Annotated in this window: 15 protein-coding genes; 12 read left to right on the top strand and 3 right to left on the bottom strand. The window is 47.9% G+C overall.

Annotated elements, in window-relative coordinates:
• The first annotated feature begins 23 nt into the window (after window positions 1–23).
• From ACXAE6_RS16165 to ACXAE6_RS16140, 6 genes are all read left to right on the top strand, one after another.
• On the top strand, window positions 24–863 hold the full coding sequence (locus tag ACXAE6_RS16165; RefSeq protein WP_475150947.1) for a polysaccharide pyruvyl transferase family protein: 840 nt from the start codon (window positions 24–26) through the stop codon (window positions 861–863).
• A gap of 1 nt (window position 864) precedes the next feature.
• A complete protein-coding gene (locus ACXAE6_RS16160; RefSeq protein WP_475150945.1) occupies window positions 865–1,740 on the top strand; it encodes a glycosyltransferase family 2 protein in 876 nt (291 codons plus the stop codon).
• 132 nt (window positions 1,741–1,872) lie between these two features.
• Window positions 1,873–3,153 (top strand): O-antigen ligase family protein, encoded by a 1,281-nt coding sequence (locus tag ACXAE6_RS16155; RefSeq protein WP_475150943.1) that lies wholly within the window; start codon window positions 1,873–1,875, stop codon window positions 3,151–3,153.
• Window positions 3,146–4,081, top strand: a complete 936-nt coding sequence (locus ACXAE6_RS16150) for a glycosyltransferase family 2 protein (RefSeq protein ID WP_475150941.1) — start codon at window positions 3,146–3,148, stop codon at window positions 4,079–4,081. Before ACXAE6_RS16155 ends, ACXAE6_RS16150 begins: the two co-directional genes overlap by 8 nt.
• Window positions 4,078–5,139 (top strand): glycosyltransferase family 4 protein, encoded by a 1,062-nt coding sequence (locus ACXAE6_RS16145; protein WP_475150939.1) that lies wholly within the window; start codon window positions 4,078–4,080, stop codon window positions 5,137–5,139. The genes ACXAE6_RS16150 and ACXAE6_RS16145 overlap by 4 nt, the downstream gene beginning before the upstream one ends.
• 195 nt (window positions 5,140–5,334) lie before the next feature.
• Window positions 5,335–6,426 (top strand): glycosyltransferase family 4 protein, encoded by a 1,092-nt coding sequence (locus ACXAE6_RS16140; RefSeq protein WP_475150937.1) that lies wholly within the window; start codon window positions 5,335–5,337, stop codon window positions 6,424–6,426.
• Between the two features lie 53 nt (window positions 6,427–6,479).
• On the opposite strand, the gene ACXAE6_RS16135 is transcribed toward ACXAE6_RS16140, so the two are convergent.
• Window positions 6,480–7,754, bottom strand: a complete 1,275-nt coding sequence (locus tag ACXAE6_RS16135) for a sugar transferase (RefSeq protein WP_475150935.1) — start codon at window positions 7,752–7,754, stop codon at window positions 6,480–6,482.
• Between the two features lie 295 nt (window positions 7,755–8,049).
• On the opposite strand from ACXAE6_RS16135, the gene ACXAE6_RS16130 reads away from it, so the two are divergent.
• From ACXAE6_RS16130 to ACXAE6_RS16110, 5 genes are all read left to right on the top strand, one after another.
• The gene (locus tag ACXAE6_RS16130) at window positions 8,050–11,106 is read left to right on the top strand and encodes a PEP/pyruvate-binding domain-containing protein (RefSeq protein ID WP_475150933.1); all 3,057 of its coding nucleotides are present in this window, start codon (window positions 8,050–8,052) and stop codon (window positions 11,104–11,106) included.
• The gene (locus ACXAE6_RS16125; protein WP_475150929.1) at window positions 11,106–11,744 is read left to right on the top strand and encodes a gamma-glutamyl-gamma-aminobutyrate hydrolase family protein; all 639 of its coding nucleotides are present in this window, start codon (window positions 11,106–11,108) and stop codon (window positions 11,742–11,744) included. Before ACXAE6_RS16130 ends, ACXAE6_RS16125 begins: the two co-directional genes overlap by 1 nt.
• A complete protein-coding gene (locus ACXAE6_RS16120) occupies window positions 11,741–12,529 on the top strand; it encodes a phosphocholine cytidylyltransferase family protein (protein ID WP_475150927.1) in 789 nt (262 codons plus the stop codon). Before ACXAE6_RS16125 ends, ACXAE6_RS16120 begins: the two co-directional genes overlap by 4 nt.
• 12 nt (window positions 12,530–12,541) lie before the next feature.
• Window positions 12,542–13,810 carry a CDP-glycerol glycerophosphotransferase family protein gene (locus ACXAE6_RS16115; RefSeq protein ID WP_475150925.1) on the top strand — a complete coding sequence of 423 codons (1,269 nt, stop codon included), beginning with the start codon at window positions 12,542–12,544 and terminating at the stop codon, window positions 13,808–13,810.
• Between the two features lie 448 nt (window positions 13,811–14,258).
• Window positions 14,259–15,521: an O-antigen ligase family protein gene (locus ACXAE6_RS16110; protein WP_475150922.1), complete on the top strand. Its 1,263-nt coding sequence runs from the start codon at window positions 14,259–14,261 to the stop codon at window positions 15,519–15,521.
• Window positions 15,522–15,718: 197 nt separating this feature from the next.
• Here ACXAE6_RS16110 and ACXAE6_RS16105 read toward each other — a convergent pair whose 3' ends face one another.
• Window positions 15,719–16,840, bottom strand: a complete 1,122-nt coding sequence (locus ACXAE6_RS16105) for a glycosyltransferase (protein WP_475150920.1) — start codon at window positions 16,838–16,840, stop codon at window positions 15,719–15,721.
• Window positions 16,841–16,896: 56 nt separating this feature from the next.
• The gene (locus ACXAE6_RS16100) at window positions 16,897–19,062 is read right to left on the bottom strand and encodes a lipopolysaccharide kinase InaA family protein (protein ID WP_475150916.1); all 2,166 of its coding nucleotides are present in this window, start codon (window positions 19,060–19,062) and stop codon (window positions 16,897–16,899) included.
• A 140-nt stretch (window positions 19,063–19,202) separates the two neighbouring features.
• Here ACXAE6_RS16100 and ACXAE6_RS16095 point away from each other — a divergent pair, with 140 nt between their 5' ends.
• A complete protein-coding gene (locus tag ACXAE6_RS16095; protein ID WP_475150914.1) occupies window positions 19,203–19,907 on the top strand; it encodes a protein tyrosine phosphatase family protein in 705 nt (234 codons plus the stop codon).
• Window positions 19,908–19,913: the final 6 nt, after the last annotated feature.

Genomic DNA, 19,913 nt, shown 5'->3' with positions numbered 1-19,913 from the left:
TCGAAGATTTGGAGATTGCTTTTATGCTTAGCAGGTTGTTTGGTAAAATAAAAAAAATAATATTTATTCCTGTTGATTTCATTGTTGTTAATTTTTTAAAGCGATATCCGGTGTTTTATTTTGACAATGTTGACAATGTTGGCGACTTGATAAATCCGTATATCATAAGTAAGTTTTCAGGGAAAAAAACTTATCAGGTGAAATCTAGGTCAATAAAGCATGTGGTTGCATTAGGCAGCATGTTTCATATGGCAAACAAAAATAGCGTTATCTGGGGGACGGGTATAATTTCGGATAGCCCAAAATATAAAAATAAGACAAGTTGTCTTTCGGTGAAGGCTGTACGAGGGCATTTGACTAAAAATATTCTTATCGAAAATTCCGTAATAGAAGATTTTAATTTGCCACTTGGAGATCCGGGCCTCCTCATGCCTGCTCACTACCAGCCGAAATACAAGAAACAATACAGAGTTGGTGTTATTCCGCATTATGTTGATATAGGTCTGGATTTGTTCGAAGGCATGGATGATCTTGTAGTAATTGATGTTCGGCAACAGCCAGAGCCATTTGTTGATCAATTGGTAAGGTGCGAGTATATAGTTTCATCATCTTTACATGGTTTAATTTTGGCAGACTCTTATAAGATACCTAATAAATGGGCCGTTTTTTCAGATAAGATTACTGGCGGAAATTTCAAATTTCGTGATTACTATTCAACAACAGATAATTCAGGAGAGAGCTGCTTCCTTTGTTCAGAAGAGGGTAAGCTCAAGGATCTGGTTTCTAATATTGAAAAATACGCTTCAGTAAAAAAATACATATATAGTAGAGAAGAGTTGATAAAATCATTTCCGGTATTTTAGAATGAATTTACACCCTAAGGTTAGTGTTATTATTCCGACTTGTAATAGTCGAAGTAGCGTTGTTCGTGCGGTGTCGTCAGTTGTATATCAAGATTATGACTATTTTGAAATCATTGTTGTTGATGATAATAAAACAGATCTTTCAGCTGATTTGTCAAGTGTCTTAAATTTTGACCCTAGAATAAGGGTTATACGTAACAGTGGTAGCCATGGACCTTCGCAGGCTAGGAATTTTGGAGTTATGAATGCTTTAGGAGATATGGTCACCTTTCTGGATGATGATGATTGTTTTATGTTTGGTCGGTTGCGTGCACTTGTTGAGTTTTATGAGAGCTCAGTAGATAAATATGCATTTATTTCATCTGGTCGATTCGCTGAAGTGGGAGGGTTTTCAGAGATTCAGTCAATCCCAGGTCAAAACTTTGGGGTGATTAGGCTAGAGCAGATTAAATATGAGAACAACATTGATATCGGTGTATTAATGAAGAAGAGCTTTTTTGAAAAAATTGGTGGTTTCGATGAAAAGCTTTCTTCTCTCGAGGACTGGGATCTATTCATCCGAGCGCTGAAGGTGAAAGATGGGTATAAAATAAGGCGGTTTGATTACGCTGTAAACCGAACAAATGGTCGAGATCGAGTTTCTGAACGTGAAAAATCCGGATATTTCGACATTGCGGATAAGTACTCAGAAGAGTTTGGAAGTAAGTGGGCCTTTATTCCGAGGTCGAAGGGTTTAAAATTGGCAGGCCGACTTTCTTTAAAAACTGCTATTTTGTATGGTTTTTGTTCAATATCGCTCCTTCCTATCAGATTCTATTTGTCTGCGCGCTTTCCATATATGATTCGAATTACTAAAAATCTTATGGGGCTACGATAATAATAGTTGACGGTATCCCCGCTAAGCCCGTTAATGCTAAAGCCTTGATGTGGTACATTGAGCATATATTAGTGGTTCAATTTTATGTTTTGGTTGACTAATTTTGACCTATAAGGTCTTGGAGCCTTAAGTTTGGATAACGTTTTTTATAATGGTGAAAAACAAAGCCTATGGTCGAAATTATGGATCTTTCTCCTGCAGTCTTTTTTTGTTTTGATGCTGCTTTTCCCGACCGCATTTCAAACCTCTCGTGGAGTATTTCTTATACTACTCACAGGTATTTCTGGAGTTATAGCGCTGAAAAAATGGCGCATTCATCGGGATATCCTCCTTCTTTGGTTCGCAACAACAGCGGTAGGGTTATTCGGTGTGTTTTGGGGAGGCATTAATTCAGCCCCTGGAGCTCTAAGAGTGACATCGGTTTATTTGATATGGCCTGTGCTATATTTATTATTTATCGGTTTGGCTCATGATCCGAGAACCATTAAATCAATAGAGGCTGCTTTATTAATAGGAATAACTTTGGCTACTCTTATGGCGCTTACTGTTATGTCGGCAGGCCTGCTTGGCTATGGCGCTATTATTTATCCGCATTTGCAGTTCCAGGGGGCTGCATTTGGTGCGCATGGCGGTTTCATTGAGTTCCGAACTCATGGACTTGCCACTGTGATATATGGTTTCCCCTTTGTCCTCTGCCTAATTCTGGTGCGGCGTCATGAACTTCGTGGTTTCCAGAAGATTGGTATTTATTTGCTGTTATTTGCTATCGTGCTGGCTGTTTTGGGGTCGGGGCGTCGCGCTTTTTGGCTCGCGATATTGGTATCACCATTTATTGTACTACCATTATTACAACTATCTTCGTGTCGACTAAAGCCAGTCCCATTCTTGCTATTAGTTTTGAAGTCCTCTTTTCTTGCAATTTTGGCTATAGCGGGTGTCACTATGTTAGTAGGCTTGGACCTAGTTGCAATGGTAGTGAATTTTGTCGCTGCGTTTCAAGGCCAAGAGGCCTCTAGTGGTGCTCGCTTTCTCCAAGCCATTTCACTGTGGGAAGCATTTTCAGAGGCCCCATTGGCTGGGCGTGGGATGGGTAGTACCGTTGATGTACTACGTTCTCATGAAATGCCTTGGTCCTATGAATTGTCGTACTTGGCCCTTTTGATGAACGTGGGTATTTTTGGTTTTTTGGTTTATTTATCTGCTGTAATTTGGGTGATTTTAAAAGGAGTTGAACTATCTCATAAAAATGTCGAGTTTGCTAAGCTCGCTGTACCTATAGTCTCAGCATTATGTATATTTCTTATTATAAATGCCACTAACCCCTACCTCGCAAAGTTTGATTATCTATGGGTGATATTTTTGCCAGTAGCTTTAATAAACGCCCAGCTTACTCAACGGACTAAGAATGATTGATATTGTTACTGTAAATTGGAACTCTGGTTCCCAGCTCAAAGAGTGCATAGACGCCGTACTTAAATATTCCAACAATGTTGTTTCAAAAATTATTGTGATTGATAATGGATCAACTGATGGTTCCGCGCATTTGGTTGAAAATATCCCAAGTGTTGAGGTAATCCACGCAAACGTGAACTTAGGATTTGCTGCTGCTTGTAATAAGGGGGCAGCTTTGACCGAAGCGCCTTATCTATTGTTTTTAAATCCTGATACCCGAGTCGAGACAAACTCGTTTTCGGTGCCACTAGAATTCATGGAGCGGCCAGAGCACAGCGACGTAGGTATTTGCGGTATACAAATGGTTGATGAACTAGGTCAAGTGAGTCGCACCTGTGCAAGGTTTCCAACATTGGGCCGTCTTATTTTTTTAGCTCTTGGTTTAGATAAGTTGGCTCGTTTTAAGGGTCTGGGCATGCGCATGGTGGATTGGGAGCATAATAACGACCAAAAAGTCGATCAGGTTATCGGTGCCTTCTTTTTGATCCGCAGATCAGCATTTAGTGCCTGTGGTGGTTTTGATGAGCGTTTTTTTATGTACTTTGAGGAGGTAGATTTAGCTAATCGCTGCAGAATGCTTGGTTGGTGCGCTTGGTATTTATCTGAGGCACGTGCTTTTCATGCCGGGGGCGGTACATCCAGACAGGTCAAAACCCGTCGGTTATTTTATTCTCTTCGTAGTCGCTTATTATACGGGTTCAAGCATTTTCCTCGGTGGCAGGGGTGGGTGCTTTTACTAGTGACGAACACTGTAGAACCATTCACCCGTTCGGTTTGGTGCTTGGCGCGAGGTGACTTTTCTGGCTTGCGCCATACATGGGCTGCCTTTTTCATGCTTTGGGGTAGTTTGGGGTACATTCTTCGCGGAGAAGGGCGGCATAACCCATGAAAGTACTGCTTCTCTCCCGTTATGGTGTTCTCGGTGCCAGTTCCCGCGTACGCTTTTTGCAATATATGCCTTATTTTCAGTCTCAGGGATTACAGGTCACAGTTTCTCCATTGTTGTCCGACGTTTATCTGAGGGCGTTATACAGTGGTGGTTCGACGTGGCGCGAAGTGATAAAAGGGTTTGGCCAGCGATTAAAAGTTTTATTCGGTGCCCGCAGTTATGATGTGGTTATTATCGAAAAAGAGCTTTTCCCTTTTATGCCAGCGCTTGCAGAACGTATTTTACATTTCTTGCGTGTTTTTATAATTGTGGATTATGACGACGCACTGTTCCATCGTTACGACTGCCACTCCAATCCTTTGGTGCGTTGGTTACTCGGTGGCAAAATTGATATGGTGATGCGTCTTTCAACTGTTGTCATCGCTGGGAACCAGTATCTGGCTGATCGAGCCTCCCATGCGGGTGCAAAGCGAGTAGAAATCATTCCAACTGTAGTGGATGTGAAGCATTACTACCCAAAACCTAAAGTGAATAGTGGAGAACTTATCGTTGGTTGGATAGGCACCCCTAAAACTAGTAAATATTTGCAAGCCTTGATTCCTGTGTTTACGGCTATCCAGCAGAACAATGGTGTTCGTTTTGTCGCAGTAGGAGCAAATGAAGAAGATTTCGAAGGAACTCCAGTTGAGGTGTGGCCCTGGAGCGCGGAAACTGAGGTTGCATCCATACAGGCTTTTGATGTTGGAATTATGCCCTTGACTGACTCCCCGTGGGAGCGAGGCAAATGCGGCTATAAATTGATTCAGTATATGGCTTGTGGTGTTCCCGTGATTGCTTCGCCAATTGGTGTTAATAAAGCATTGGTCTGTACTGGCGAAAACGGCTTTCTAGCTAATAGTCTTGGTGAGTGGGAAAAGTATCTAAAGTTAATATTAAGTCAGGATGAAGAGTATCGTCATAATATGGGAATGGCTGGTTTTTCGATATCTAGGAAAAGTTACTCTTTAGAAATACAAGGCCCTCGGTTGTTAAAAATTATAAAAGAAGTTGGGTCATGATTGAGAAGTAAGTTTCCGTTTCCATTTTCTCTAGATAGGACTCTTAAGCATATTGTGATGTTTATGTTCGCTATATTAGCTATAGAAATATTTTTTGCCTCAACGAATGGGTTGAGGTTGGCCTCTAAAGGATCGGTTTCGGAAGTTCGTTCGATAATATTTTGAAACATTGTAAATTAGGCTGTGAGAGTTCTGATGAAGCTGGCATTTGTTGCAAATAGTGAGTGGTATATAAGTAACTTTCGAATTAATACAATACGGCATTTTAAAAAAAAATATGATGTGTATGCTGTTTGTCCTAGCAGTGGTAAGGAATTATTGACGGCCCTTCCAGTATCTCCATTCTATTTGGATGCAACCAGTACCAATCCTGTTAAAGAAATTCGATCTCTTATATCGCTCTACTTCAGGATAAAGAAGATAAAGCCAGGCTTGGTTTTTTCATTTAATCCTAAGACAAATTTATATAGTTTGATTGTTTGTAAAATTACCAATACTCCCTGTGTACCTAATGTTTCCGGAGTGGGGGTAGCATCTGCTATGGGTGGGCTGACAGGCTGGATCTACCGTGTCTTTTGTCGTTATTTTTACAGTACTGCAGTACATGTGTTCTTCCAGAACCCAGATGATCAGAAAGCTTTTATAGATGAAGGCTGGGTAAGCCCAAGCAGGTCAAGTATCTTGCCAGGCTCTGGCGTTGATATAGAGGCGTTCCTCCCTACAATAAGAGGGGCAGGGGAGTCTTTTAAGTTTTTGATGGCTTCCAGAATGATTCGCCCAAAAGGGGTTCAAGAGTATATTGATTCTTGCAGAGCCCTCTCTAAAGACGATCTAGATTGCGAGTATTTACTCGCCGGGTCAACCGACTCCACTCGCAGGTCACTGTCCCCTGAAGAGCTTAGCCTGTTGAATGATGACGGTGTTATTCAATACTTGGGGCATGTGGATAATATGCCGTCATTATTGGCTAGTTGTGACTGTGTCGTTTTGCCAAGTTATTATCCAGAAGGCACCCCAAGAATTCTGTTAGAAGCGATTAGCTGTGGGAAAATTATTATTACAACTGACATGCCAGGTTGTCGGGAGGTGGTTATTGACGGTGAAAATGGTTATTTGGTTCCGCCTGAGGACGTCGTTTCTTTAATTTCGGCTATGCGGAAAGTTTTTTTTCTTGATGAGAAAGAAAAGTCCAGCATGAGAGTGAAATCTCGTGAAATGGCTGAGGCTAAGTTTGATGAAAAAAAAGTGATAAACGAATATGATAGGTTGGCGCAAAAATTCACTTAAGGTATTCTTCGATTTCTCGCAACGCAAAATTTGGTTAAGCACACCATATAAGTCTATCGGGCTCCAAACCCTGTAATAATGGTTCGGATGGTATCGACTGTAATTTGAATATCAATCCATAATGAGTAGTTCTTAATATAATAAAAATCATGTTCGATTTTTTCCTGCGTATCATCGGCATTTGCTGCATAGCCGTGTCGAACCTGTGCCCAGCCGGTGATACCTGGTTTGACAACATGACGATACGAATAGAAAGGAATGCTTTTTTCAAACTCCGTTACGAAAGCTTGTTGTTCTGGCCTAGGGCCAATAAGACTCATATCGCCTTTTAAAATATTCCAAAACTGCGGCAATTCATCAATGCGTAATTTTCGGATGATGGCTCCGATCCGTGTAACACGCATGTCGCCTTCCTGAGCAAATTGAGCACCGTCTTTCTCAGAATCCTTCACCATGCTGCGCAGTTTATAAATCCGAAACGTTTTTCCTCCTTGGCCTACGCGTTCTTGTGAAAACAAAGCGGGGCCTGTTGATTCAATTCGGATTGCAATGGCAGTAATTACAACAATTGGAATTACAATGGGGGCGGTGAGAATGGTTGCTGCTAAATCAATTATACGCTTAATGCCTTCATAGTAAGGGCTTGGCGTCAGCATGCCATACTGATTTTCAGATAGGTGATCTAGCTTTACGCGACCGGTCAGCGACTCCATGATTTGTTTGTAGTGGTATACGGGAATGCGTGCCAGAGTGCATTGGGCAAGGAATTGCTGCCACTCAGCAGGTAGTTCAGAGCGGAGGTCGGCCACGACTCCGTTATAGCGTGTGTTGCCGAGTGATGTGTCAGTGAGTTCGTGAAAATCTGCGTTGGTTAGTTCTGGCAGGTTTTTAGCCTTACCAAAAGGCACAACCGCCAGTTTAGGCCGGGCATGTTTATTCGCTAAACGTTGCCCTAGGAAACAGAGGGCTAACAATAGTGTTCCGCTGGTCAATAATAATGAGCGAGCGTATTCCACCCGTCCGATAATCAGAATGAAAAACAGCAGGGCATAAAAGCTCAGTAGCGTTGGCAGAATGTAGGAAGCTGTAATGGTGCCGGGGTAGCGAAAAATTTTACGAAGCGTGATGACGCTGAATACAAAAACAGCACTGACACCGAGAAGTGAGTTGCGTTGTGTTGTGCTTAGATGATCCCAAAGATAGCTGTCCCAGAGTGCGATTGTAGGCAGGTATACGACCACCAGCCAGCCAGCAATTAGTTGAAAAAACACACTAAATGCTACTTTTTCGTACCAGCGGGAATGGCGTTTATTGTGCTCTGAAACCATGAATCCTTGCCTGCATTATTGTTTCTGAGAGTGGGTCTTCTGTTCCATAGATCCGCAATTTTGCGGTTTTCTGTGCCTAGGGTAAAGCTCGATGCCAATTGTTGTGATTGCGGTCCGCCATGGATCAGTAAGTAGGAGAACAGGGAAGTTGCCTTTGTCTCCTGATATCCAGTGCCTAGGCTCTTGGACTGGATCGCGTTGCGCCAATGCCGCTCCTTCCCTAAACTGCCCGGCTTTCATAGCTTAAAGTTGTTTGCCTACATAAAGGGCGTTTCTTTTCACAGGAGTTGTGAGCTTGAGTCGGTGTTCCCTCTACATTCTGGGTGCAGGTAAGCCTTTTCAGGGTGAAACGCACAGTGTTTTGCGCAGCGCTACCGGGCATAGCAGGGTGCTGGATTGGCTTTTGCGGGCTACCGCGCCGGTCAATCCTGACGTGACCTTTATCGCCGGGTATCAAAAAGAGCAGATTGTGGCTCAGTATCCTGGGCTGAGTTACCTGGACAGTCCAGATTGGGAAACGGCTGGTGCTGCGTCTTCGTTAATGTGCGCTGACCTGACTGACTCACGTGATTATCTGATCTCCTATGCCGATGTGTTGTATCGCGAAAGTGCCGTCAAAGCATTGATGGTGGCTCAGGGTGACATTGTCGTACTGGTCGACTCTCACTGGCGCCGGCGGTTTGAGAACCGTTCTGAAAACGATCTTGAACGCTGTGAGAAAATCAATCTTCATCAAAACACCGTTACCCGCTTGGGGCGCGACATTTTGGCAGAGCTGGCCGATGCAGAGTTTGCTGGCCTGGTTCGTTTTACGCCTGCGGCTGCTCAGTTTTTGGCCGATCAGGGCAGTGATCTTCCAGTTGCTATTCGTTCCGGTAATTTGCCCCAGTTGCTCGAGTTCATGCGAATTCGCGGCTTTACGATTAATGCTGTTGATGTTGAAGGTGACTGGGCAGAGCTCAATGTCCCGGAAGACCTGACTCACTTTATCCTCGGCACTAAAGCACAGACCTTACATCGGTTGCAGCGCCTGGTTAAAAGAAGCCGTATTGAAGATCAGATCAGTTTTACAGTGGCTCAGTGGCAAGACAGCGCCGACGAATTACTGGCTGAAATTGAGCAATCTTTTGCTGGCCAGAAGTTGGTGGTGCGTAGCAGCGCTTTGTCTGAGGATGGTTTCGCCTCGGCTAACGCCGGCGCCTACGACAGCGTTTTGAATGTTGACGGTGCTTCTCGGTCGGCGGTAGCCACTGCTGTTGTACAGGTGGTGAATTCATATCCTGATGCCAACCCGGCTAACCAGGTATTGGTCCAGCCCATGGTCCAGGGCGTGATGGCAAGCGGCGTGGCTTTCACGCGAACCTTGGCGCAGGGCGCACCTTATTACGTCATTAACTACGACGATGTTACCCGCAGTACCGAGTCTATTACCAGCGGTGCCAGTGCGGAGCATAAAACGACGCTGGTCTACCGGGGTGAAGCGCCAGATATTGATGCTTTGGCGGGTCCATTGCGCGGTTTGATGCCGGCGCTGATGGAAATTGAACAACTGCTCGATTTCGATTCGCTGGACATTGAGTTTGCCATTAGCGAAACCGGGCAGGTTCATATTCTTCAGGTACGACCGATAGCGGTGCAGCATGACGATTATGACGAGTCGGCCGTCGCTGCGGCATTAGCAACAGCGCGCGAACAGTTTGAAGCGGCTCAACGTCCCGGCCCATTTATAGCCGGGAAACGTGCTTTGTTTGGTGTGATGCCGGATTGGAACCCGGCGGAGATCATCGGTACGCGTCCTGGTGCCTTGGCGACTTCCTTATACCGTTATCTCATTATGGACGATGTCTGGGCGACGCAGCGCGCCGAGTATGGCTATCGTGATGTTCGGCCACAGCCATTGCTGCATGAATTCGCCGGCCATCCCTATGTCGATGTCCGCGCCAGCTTTAACTCTTTAGTGCCGGCACAACTGAATGATGAATTGGCCGGCCGCTTGGTCGACTTCTATCAGTCCTGGCTGGAACAGCACCCGCACTTGCACGACAAAGTTGAGTTTGACGTCGTCCCGACCTGTTACAGCCTCGATTTTGAGCACTGGCGCCAGCGGTTATCGGGCTCAGGCGGCTTCAGTAATGATGACATTGCGCAGTTGGAGCAAGGCCTGCGTCAGGTTACGCAGCATGCGTTAGCACGCACTGATGCGGACTGGGCTTCCGTGCGCAAACTGGAACAACGCTTTGAGCAAATAGCTTCCGCGACCATGCCACCTTTGCAGCGTGCCTGGGTGTTACTGGAAGAGGCGCACCGTCATGGCACCTTGGTCTTTGCACACCTTGCTCGCAGTGCTTTTGTGGCCATGACACTGCTGCGTTCAGCTAAGTCAGAAGGTGTACTGTCCGAACAGGCGTACAACGAATTCATGCAGTCCATTGAAACAGTCTCGCATCGTTTCGCGGGTGACGCTGCGGAAGTTGCCGCCGGCTCGAAGAGCTGGGCGAGTTTTGTCGCCGACTACGGGCATCTACGTCCCGGAACTTACGACATCACCTCTAAGAGCTATGCCGAAGACCCGGAGCATTATCTGGCGCCCACTGTTGAGCAGGCACGTCTACATCCTGCGCCTTCAGAGACTGCAACGCCATCGACCTGGGTAGCGGAAAGAGAGGGCTTTGTTGCTGCTTTGGTGGCGCACGGTATTGAGACAACGGGACCGCAGATTGAAGACTTTTTACGGCAGTCTATTGAAGGCAGGGAATACGCCAAGTTCGTATTCACCCGTCACTTGTCGGCTGCTCTGGATGCGCTGGTGGCCTATGGTGCTGAGTATGAAGTTGAGCGTGAACAGCTGGCCCTGATCCCACTGTCCGTTTTTCGAATTTTGGCCAATCAACCCGATGCTTATGATACAAAACGCTGGCTGAAGGCGGCGGCAGAGGAAGGCCGAGCGTCCGTTGCTGTTGCGCAGCGTGTTGAGCTTCCTCCTTTGTTATGCCGAACCTTGGACTTTACGCAGTTTGAATACAGTTCAAATCAGCCAAACTTTGTCGGCTCAGGTCGGGCAGTCGCTGATTGTATCGACTTGGCGCAACTGAAGGGCGATGACAATATCGACCTGGAAGGTAAGATTGCGCTGATCCCGCAGGCTGACCCTGGTTACGATTGGTTATTCGGTCGTGGTATTGCTGGCCTGATTACACTCTATGGGGGCGCCAATTCGCACATGGCTATACGAGCGGCAGAATTTGGTTTACCGGCGGCCATTGGTGTTGGTGAATCCCGTTATGCGAGCTGGAGCCTTGCCCAGGTACTGGAGCTGGATGCGGGTAATCAGCGTGTGCAGGTGATTCGTTGATGCGTCTGGCCATTAGCCAAAGAGTTGAGGTGGTCGCTGCCTACGGTGAGCGCCGCGATGCCTTAGATCAAGCCTGGCACTCTTTGTTGGCGCAAGTGGGTGCCGTTGTCATGCCCGTGCCAAACGTCCCTGAAACCCTGGCCGACTGGTTGGATCAATTGCAACCCGAGGGTGTGGTGTTGACCGGTGGCAACGACCTGGCGCATTTGCCGGATGCGTCTAATCCGGCGCCAGAACGCGATGCCACCGAACATGGCTTGCTGGTGTACGCTCAGCAACACCATTTGCCGGTGCTGGCGGTTTGCCGCGGTGCGCAGATGATGAACGTCTTTTTAGGCGGTGCGGTGTCTGCCGTGGATGGGCACGTCGCCTGCCGTCACGCCATTGAGCTCAGCGAAACCCTGGCGCCGTTGGCGGGCCTGAAAGAAGTTAACAGCTTTCACGCCTGGGCCATTGGTTCCAACGAACTAAATACCGCAAGTCAGCCCGCTGCTTATGCAGAAGACAGAAGCATCGAGGCTTTCTATCATACCCGCTTGCCTTGGGTCGGGTTGCTGTGGCACCCAGAGCGCGAGGCATCACCTTATATTCCGCAAGACCTCGCCGTCTTGCGTCATCTGTTTGGGAAATCATTATGAGAACCATCATCTTAGCGGCGGGTCAGGGTACTCGCCTGCGGCCCTATACCAATGACAAACCCAAGTGCATGGTCAGTTTGGCCGGCCAGCCGCTGTTGCATCATCAATTGGATGTAATGGAGGCTTGTGGTGTGCAGCAAGGCATTACCTTGGTTGGCGGCTATTTGAGTGATCGCCTGGACGGCCGCAATGCTGAAGTGGTCATCAACCCGCGTTATGCCGAAACCAACATGGTGCAGACGTTGTTTTGCGCTCGCCATGCCATGGTGCCAGGCGAGGATTTGTTGATCAGTTATGGCGACATCGTATATGAGCCCCGCGTTTTGCAGGCGGTGTTGGATTGCGATGCGCCGGTTGCGTTGGCGGCCGACCAGCAATGGCAGCGTCTGTGGAAGTTGCGTATGGACGAACCGCTGGATGATGCCGAAACCTTTATTATGGATAACCAGCAGCGAGTGATATCGCTGGGTAAAAAGCCAAAATCCTATGATGAGGTTCAGGCCCAGTATATGGGTTTGTTCCGCATCCGTGCCGATTATGTTGAGCGCATGATGGCTGCCTTTGATGCGCTGGATCCCAAGGCACTTTACGACGGTAAAGATCTCGACAATATGTATATGACCAGCTTCGTCCAACACCTGATTGATCTGGGCTGGCCCGTGCAGGCTTGTCTGGTGGATAACGGTTGGTTAGAAGTGGACACCGCCAGTGAATTGGAAGCCTATGAAGCCATGGCTCAGGATGGGTCTTTGGATCAGTACTGTCAGCTTCATAAGACAAGATAACGGGAATATCTGATGAAGTTTTTGCGCAACTTAGTTAAACCCTTTCTATGGCTATTAGGTTGGATAATTCCGAAGCGGCGCGACCTGGTGTTGTTCGGTCAGTGGGGTGGCCGTTACGCAGACAATTCCCGGGCGTTGTTTGAATGGATGACACAACACTCCAGTCATCAAGTGATTTGGTTGTACAGTTCTGAAAAACCGCCGACAGTACCAGAAGCCATCGCCTCCCAGGTCCGGATGGTAAAGCGAGAGTCGGTGTATGCGGGTTGGTTGGCGCTCCGGGCTCGGGTTGTGGTGATATCGCACGGTCATAACGATTTCGGTTTATGGCGTCACGCGGTGCAACGCGCTCGTAGCTTGATGCTTTGGCACGCCATTATGGTAAAGAGTGCATTTTTGACTGACGGCTCTTTATCGGCTTCTCGCAAACGTCGCTACCGGCGTCGTGAAGCTCGACATCTAGACGCTGTTATTGCCAGTTCCGACATTGACCGTTATCACACCGTTGCCTATATGGGTGTACCGGCAGAGCGTGTTTTTGTTACTGGCTTACCGCGACAGGATGCGGTATTTAGGACGATGCAGGCGCGAACAGCGACGGCCAGTGGTCAGATAAAAATTCTCTACGCACCAACGCACCGAGATACTCCCAGTGCGCGTCAGCGGTCATTGTTTTTTCCGTTTACCGATAAAGATGAAGCGGAGTTTGCTGCGTTTTGCCAGGCTCATAAAATTCAGCTTCTAATGCGGCCTCATCCAAACGACAAGGCATCGCGGACTCATGTTTATGAACTAGCGGAGCGATACCCCGATGTTTACGTGCCCGCAACTCCGCGGGAAGTAATGGATGTAGCCGAGTTGCTTCCGCAGATTCAGGTATTGGTTACCGACTATTCTTCAATCTATCTGGATTTGTTGCCATTCGATATCCCCTGTGTGTTTTTACCGTTCGATATCGAAGAGTATTCGGCGTACCGAGGCTTAGCTTATTACTATGATTTGATAACGCCAGGCCCTAAAGTCTACACTCAAGCCGACCTAATTAGCGCATTAACGGAAGCTATACTAGGCGCAGAAGCTTGGCGTGACCGGCGCGATATGGTGACGAAGATGTTCTTCGCGCATCTTGATGCTGCATCATGCGAGCGGGCCAGTCGGCTAGTTGATCATCTGGTAGCAGGTACTCATCGACGTGCAGTGGCACGCGAAGCTATTTTGGCGGCGCCGGTAATCAGTAGTAATAACCTAGGCGCGCAGCCTGACTTGGGTACTGTTAGGTAGCTGTAGTGGCTAGGGGTTAGTCAAAGGAATGTTAGTGTTGACGGTATAGCAGGCAAGGCGGAAGTAGCTTAGTGATGCTTTCCTATACATTATTTAATGGTCTTGCCCAGCCCATAGCGAGGTCGCAAGCAGGCTCCTAGTGAGGTGCAAGCCGACTCCAATGGTGATCAAAATTTATCACCATGCTGTCTGAAGTTCGTGTTATTTGTTGCCCGCTGATCAGCCAATACAGCCAGGCTGATCGCATTTCGGGGCTAGGCGATGATGTGTTAAACAACGCACTAAGACATAAGTCTGATGCCTGCCTGAGCGGCAGTAGAGGGTAAGCCTGGTAGGGACGACGGTAATTAGAAATCTAGGCGTCGCTATATATAGGACAGATCCTGAGCCCGTCTTCGCTCACGCTGTGTATCGACCAATAATATACTGAATTATTTGAGAATAAACCGTGCTGAAAGACTATAAAAATACCTTCTACAACGCCGGAAATTACCTCGCGAATAACTGGCCTGAATTCTGTCTACTGTTTTTTATTGTGCTCTACCCCTTTGGCGAGATCATGCACATCGCCTTACTGCCGTTGATTTATTATGTGATCCGTAAGGGCGTACCTGATGAACCCTGGGTTAAGCCCTACCTTGCTTTAGCAGCGCTGTTTTTAATTCCATTGCTGCTGTCGGCATTCACCGCCTGGGTGTTGAAACGTCATCTGGAAATTATTTTTCAATGGGTTTCCTATGTAGCGCTAGGGCTGGCGTTGATCTCTATGCTTCGTCACCGCTTTAATGAAAATTTGTTGCTCTATGGCATAGCGGTTTTGGTGATGTTTGCGGCCCTGGATGGGCTGATGCAGTTTTTCGTGGGTTATAATGTACTGGGTAATCCTCTGGTAAGCGGTCGCGTTGTCGGCGTTTTTTACCCTCACTTGAAGTTAAGTGTCGATCTGGCTCATTTATCGCCCTTTGTGTTTGAAGCCATTCGTCGCTACGCCAAGCCAGGTGGCTGGCGTTCTCTGGCCTGGCTGATGATTGTGCCCCTAGCCTTCGCCATTTTTCTTGGTGGTAACCGGTCGGGTTGGTTGGTGTTGTTTGTTGTCAGTGTGCTCTATATGGCCTACCTGTTGTATCGACGTGAGTTTCCGCTTAAAACATTCTTAATGGTGACTACTCTTACGCTGGTCGCTGTGTTCGTGGCTATACAGACATCCTCTTCGATTGAGCGACAGGTTGATAAAACACTGATGGCGTTTTCCGGCGATATTGAAGACATTAATGCCGCTGGTTCACATCGTGTGGAAGTTTTTCGCGCGGCGTTTGCTGTTATTTCCGCCCATCCTTGGCTGGGTGTGGGTGAAAGTGGTTTTGATGAAGCGGTCAAACCGCTGGGTATCGATTCGCGCGATGTTCGTGGCGACAATAAAAGGTTGCGCCACGCTCATTTCCATTTATTGGATGTGCCCTTGCAAACTGGCGTAATTGGCTTAGTAGGGTATTTGCTGGCGTTTGCTTGGTTGGTTAAACGTGCTTGGCAGGCAGCCAGACATCCTAACACCATGGCTTTTGCGATGGCTGCAGGCGTTGCAGTCGCTATGATGCCGATCAATATGCATTACAGTTTTTATGACGTTCGCCATGCGAGCCTGAGCCTGGTGTTTCTTATGTTGAGTTTTGTTTATTTGCCAGCAACAGGTCCAACATCGAACTCTGAATAGTTGTTCGTTATGGCTTGCCATTGCGATGATTTCACTTTGTGTTTGATGCCTGGATTGTTTGGCCGAACGTGCTGACAATCAAGCAGATCATCAGTTCGGCCAAGGTTCCTATCGGCATACCAAGCTTGAAGTTGACTGATTAGCCTAGGCGATAGCAGTTTTAGTCACTACTGGAGAGCAACTATTCAAAGGATGGTTTATAGGCTGCGGTATATTTCCTCTAACAAAGAAGACTGCTTATCGAGGTCAAACTTTGTCGTTGCTGTTTGTCGGGCGTTAGTCGAAAGTTCAGTCCTAAGGTTTTTGTCATTTAGTACTTGGTGAATTCGGCTGGCAATAGCGTCGATGTCTTTTTCCTGAACTAGAAAACCATTAGTACCATCTATGACTGCTTCAGCAATACCAGCACTGTAGGTGCCTATAACTGGCGTTCCACAAGATAAGGCTTCAAGAATGCTAATTGGCAAGCCTTCCTGATCGCCAGTGGACGCTGTGATCGACGGTGCACATAATAATTGCGCTGACTGAACTTCTTCTACAATCTGGTCTGGCGAAAGCCGGCCCATAAAATTGATATTGCATGGAGCTCTATTAGACAGCTCTTTTAAGCTATTCATCAGTGGCCCATCACCAATAATATTAAGTTGTATATTGTCTTTGATGCCGATTTTTTGTAAGGCTTTGATCAAATATTCACAGCCCTTTTTCTCAACTAATCTTCCAACAAATACAATCCTTCCTTCGATGGCGTCATTAGCTGATGGTTTAAACTTTTGAGTGTTAACACCAATATAATGCTGAATAATTTTGTTTTCCGGACACCCACGCTCTAATAGCTTGCTTTTAATAAACTCGGAAACAGCAATGATCTTCTGTGAGCCATTAAAGACCTTTTGAAGGTTGTCATTTTGCTTTTTCTTGTGTTTATTGATGGTGATGTCGCGGCCATGGAAAGTGGTTAAAAGCGGAATATTTAACGCCTTGCTGAGTGCGAGGCAATTTAAAGCATTTGAACCAAAATGAGCGTGTATGATTTGTGGCGACAGCTCTGTTAACTGGTGCAACCAGCGTTTGTTGAGAATATTGAGTTTCTTGTGAAGCCCTGCAGTCAGTTTGGGGAACGAGCTAAAATCACTTTCAATGCATACATGATAGTCTTTTCCTGGAACAGATTTTTGCTCAATTAAATTATATCCAGCCATGTTTCTCTTGAAGCCACAAAAAATCGGTTCCCAGCTTGGAAGGTGGTGTGCCTGTTCAGCGATAAAAGTCTCTGAGTAGGGAAGTAAGTCTTTTCTAAATATCAAAGCGCGTGACATAGATTAACTCTCGTGCTTGCGGTTGTATAAGAGGTGCCGCTGATGTTTTTAGATTCTCAGCGATGAATAAAATAAATGAGTGAATCGTCCAGTGCTAGGGATTGACCTGTTTCATGCTTGATTGGTTCACCCAACAGAGTATAGGGAATATGATCGGTCGGCGGCAAAATAGCGGTGCCGGTGTTCAGGCTGCAAGCTACAATGCAGTTATCAAAGTACCACCAAGTGATGCCGTCTTTAATTTCCCGCTTCTCGAAGTATGCTTGGCCTACTGTGCGATGAAACTGTAGCAGGGCTTTCCAGCCAGGTCTTTCGCGCCAGCCTTCTTTATCATCAATTAGACCAAACCCAGGGTGCGCCAAGCGCCACCACCAAAGCCGTTCTGTAGCCCCACTGCACAAGGTAATCAGAGCATAGCGAATCATATAGGCGGCGCTATCAAGTTCGCTGATGTGCAGTCGACTTTCGCTTTGATTGTTGTATTGATAGGCGCCGGCAAGTGGGCTGTATAGACCGGTGCCTTGAAGCGGCCAGTTGACTTCGGTTATGTAAAAGCCGGTTTTGTTGTAGCTCTTGGCAATGGCTTTGCCGAGCAGGGCTTTTTCCAGGGTGGTAAAGCCGTTTTGAGCGTTCTCTGGTGCGCCGCGTCGATCGACATAAAGGTGGCAGGAAAGGGCGTCGATGGCTTCACCGCCGGCATCCAGTAGCGGCGGATAGTACTGAAACTCGAAATCATTAATGGCAGGCCCGATAAACTGGATTTCTGGATATTGCGCTTTCAACTGTGCCGCACCCTGCCACAGGCTGGACATTTCTTCGAGATTCCATAAACCCCATTTAACGCGGTTCACCGCATGGCCGATTTCAACGCAGTGAATATGGGTATGAACCCGTGCCAGTGCTTTAGCCATAAATGACTGCCAGGCGGCGGGGTCGAGCACGGCCTGGCGAGATTGAACCAGGCCAATGCCAACCGGGTGGCCTGCTTCGGCCAGTTGCTTGATGGCCTCTGCTGCAGCATCCAGGTGCGCCTGGTCCAGGTGAAAATACAGCCGCACGAAAACGCTTAACCCAGGTGTTTGCTTCAGTTGTTGCAGTTGTTGCTCGAAGCTTTCATCGACTTCAACGCAGACACCAAAGCGTCCGCTCATCTTCACTTCGGTTTGAAAGCTGTCCGATTTCAGTTGTCGATAGCTACGCCAAATCGACCATCCCTTACGCAGATTGCTGAACAAGGTCGGCCAGATATCAGCACCGCGGCGCTCGCGTCGACGTTCCGGACTGCGCAGCATCACCGAAGGTTGGCCGGAGTATTCATCCCACAGCCAGGCATCCCTTTCACTCGGTTGGCCGGTGGATACCTGCTTCTTTTCATCAGCCGCTGGATGCAACCACTGACGGATAGTGCGGATCGGATGGCGCCATTTGCGTGAGCGTTGATGGCGACGGAAACGGGCGCGGTAACGATCGGCCCAGCGTTCGAACTCCTTCGGAATCGGCCCGTCGTTCCAGTAAATATGACGGAAGATGCGCAGAAAGTGCGAGGGCAATTTCATCCGGTCCAGATCCCGCGCGCGCTGCTTGTAGCTGGGATTGGCAACCAGTTGGCCGCGGTTAAGGTCAATAAAAGTGGGGTTGGCCCAACTGGCTGGTCCGGTCCGCTGCAACAGGATGTTTTGTGGGCCCAGATCATTATGCACAAAGCCGCTGTCGTGCATGGTACGGATGGCTTCTGCGCAGACGCGTAACAGACGGATAAAATCGCCTGCGTAAGGTCGCTGACGCAATAAATAGGTCATCTCGGAATACAGGTCGGTCGAATCGGTCAGGTATCGGCTGATCAGCAGGCTTTCTACCAACTGGTTGCCATTCCAGCGCTCAAAGTAACCCAAAGGTTCAGCAACGGCGGCGCCTTGTTCGTAAAGGTGTCGAGCAAAAGCGTGGGCACGCTGAGCCTTGCTTCCGGTGCGTCGATACCAGGCACTGCGTAAATTGCCAGGTTGTTTGAATACTTTGATGCAGATGTCGTTACCACCCGCGATAGGATCTGGCAGGCGATAAACCCGATTACGTTGGCGGAACAGTAATTCGCCCTGATTCTGTTCATCATTCAGGCTTGCCAGCCAGGCCAGGCCAGCACTGTCGGTATAGCGATGATGAAACTCACCCTCATATCCGGGGAGCAGAGATTCCAGGGCTGTATAGGTGCTTATCGGTGACATCGCAGACAGACTTTTTTAGTGGGCGGCCATCATACCGGAGGCTACCAATGGCGACCAGACAGCCGCTCAGATAGCGCCCTGGCTGGTCATCACGTATCCTAGTCGGCCTCGAAAACAGCTGTGGATTTCGCCTTAAGATCATGACCGATTCTTCTAGAGACAAGCAGCCTAAGGGCTGGCGTGGCCTGTGGCCAGAACGTATGGATAAGGCTTGGGCGCGGTGCTGTGCGTGGCTGGATTTGCTGGTTGTTGACCTGGGGCTGTTGCGTTTGCCGGTCAATCGTCCGGTGGAGGTTGTGCCGGGCATCTGGCGCTCTAACCAACCAACGCCTTGGCGTCTAACAGCCTTGGCAAAACGCGGTTTTCGATCGGTGATCAACCTGCGCGGAGAAGGGCGTAGCGGTGCTTTTTATCTGGAGCAGTATCACGCTGAGCGTTTGGGGTTGCAGCTTTACAGTCTGCGCATGAGTTCGCGACGAGCACCAACGCCAGAACAGTTGGCTATCTTGCATGATTGGCTCGACAACGCTCCCAGGCCGTTGCTATTGCACTGTAAGTCGGGGGCTGACCGGGCCGGCCTGGCTGCTGCTATCAGTCTGTTGTTGCAAGGCTCGACTCCAAAGGTGGCAGCCCGGCAGCTGTCTTGGCGTTACCTGCATATCCGTAATGCTTCGACCGGCATGATGGACCATTTTGTTAAGTGTTATGCCGCCAGTGGTTACGCTCAGGGAGTGGGGTATCGTGATTGGGTTTCGCAGTCTTACGACCGGGAACAGACGCGGCTCAGTTTTCGCCGCAGCGGTCGTTGGAGCTGGTTGACAGATCGGTTGCTGCGGCGCGAATAAGTTGCT

The sequence above is a fragment of the Saccharospirillum sp. ABV4_185 genome (genome assembly GCF_056159245.1).
Note: the sequence above shows the minus strand (reverse complement) of the source record. Positions and strands in the feature narration are given on the sequence as shown.

Bases quoted from the DNA above. Each gene is read 5' to 3' on its own strand.
- ACXAE6_RS16165 (WP_475150947.1), top strand. From the start codon at position 24: ATGCTTAGCAGGTTGTTTGGTAAAATAAAAAAAATAATATTTATTCCT.
- ACXAE6_RS16160 (WP_475150945.1), top strand. From the start codon at position 865: ATGAATTTACACCCTAAGGTTAGTGTTATTATTCCGACTTGTAATAGT.
- ACXAE6_RS16150 (WP_475150941.1), top strand. From the start codon at position 3,146: ATGATTGATATTGTTACTGTAAATTGGAACTCTGGTTCCCAGCTCAAA.
- ACXAE6_RS16145 (WP_475150939.1), top strand. From the start codon at position 4,078: ATGAAAGTACTGCTTCTCTCCCGTTATGGTGTTCTCGGTGCCAGTTCC.
- ACXAE6_RS16140 (WP_475150937.1), top strand. From the start codon at position 5,335: ATGAAGCTGGCATTTGTTGCAAATAGTGAGTGGTATATAAGTAACTTT.
- ACXAE6_RS16135 (WP_475150935.1), bottom strand. From the start codon at position 7,754: ATGGTTTCAGAGCACAATAAACGCCATTCCCGCTGGTACGAAAAAGTA.
- ACXAE6_RS16125 (WP_475150929.1), top strand. From the start codon at position 11,106: ATGCGTCTGGCCATTAGCCAAAGAGTTGAGGTGGTCGCTGCCTACGGT.
- ACXAE6_RS16120 (WP_475150927.1), top strand. From the start codon at position 11,741: ATGAGAACCATCATCTTAGCGGCGGGTCAGGGTACTCGCCTGCGGCCC.
- ACXAE6_RS16115 (WP_475150925.1), top strand. From the start codon at position 12,542: ATGAAGTTTTTGCGCAACTTAGTTAAACCCTTTCTATGGCTATTAGGT.
- ACXAE6_RS16105 (WP_475150920.1), bottom strand. From the start codon at position 16,840: ATGTCACGCGCTTTGATATTTAGAAAAGACTTACTTCCCTACTCAGAG.
- ACXAE6_RS16100 (WP_475150916.1), bottom strand. From the start codon at position 19,062: ATGTCACCGATAAGCACCTATACAGCCCTGGAATCTCTGCTCCCCGGA.
- ACXAE6_RS16095 (WP_475150914.1), top strand. From the start codon at position 19,203: ATGACCGATTCTTCTAGAGACAAGCAGCCTAAGGGCTGGCGTGGCCTG.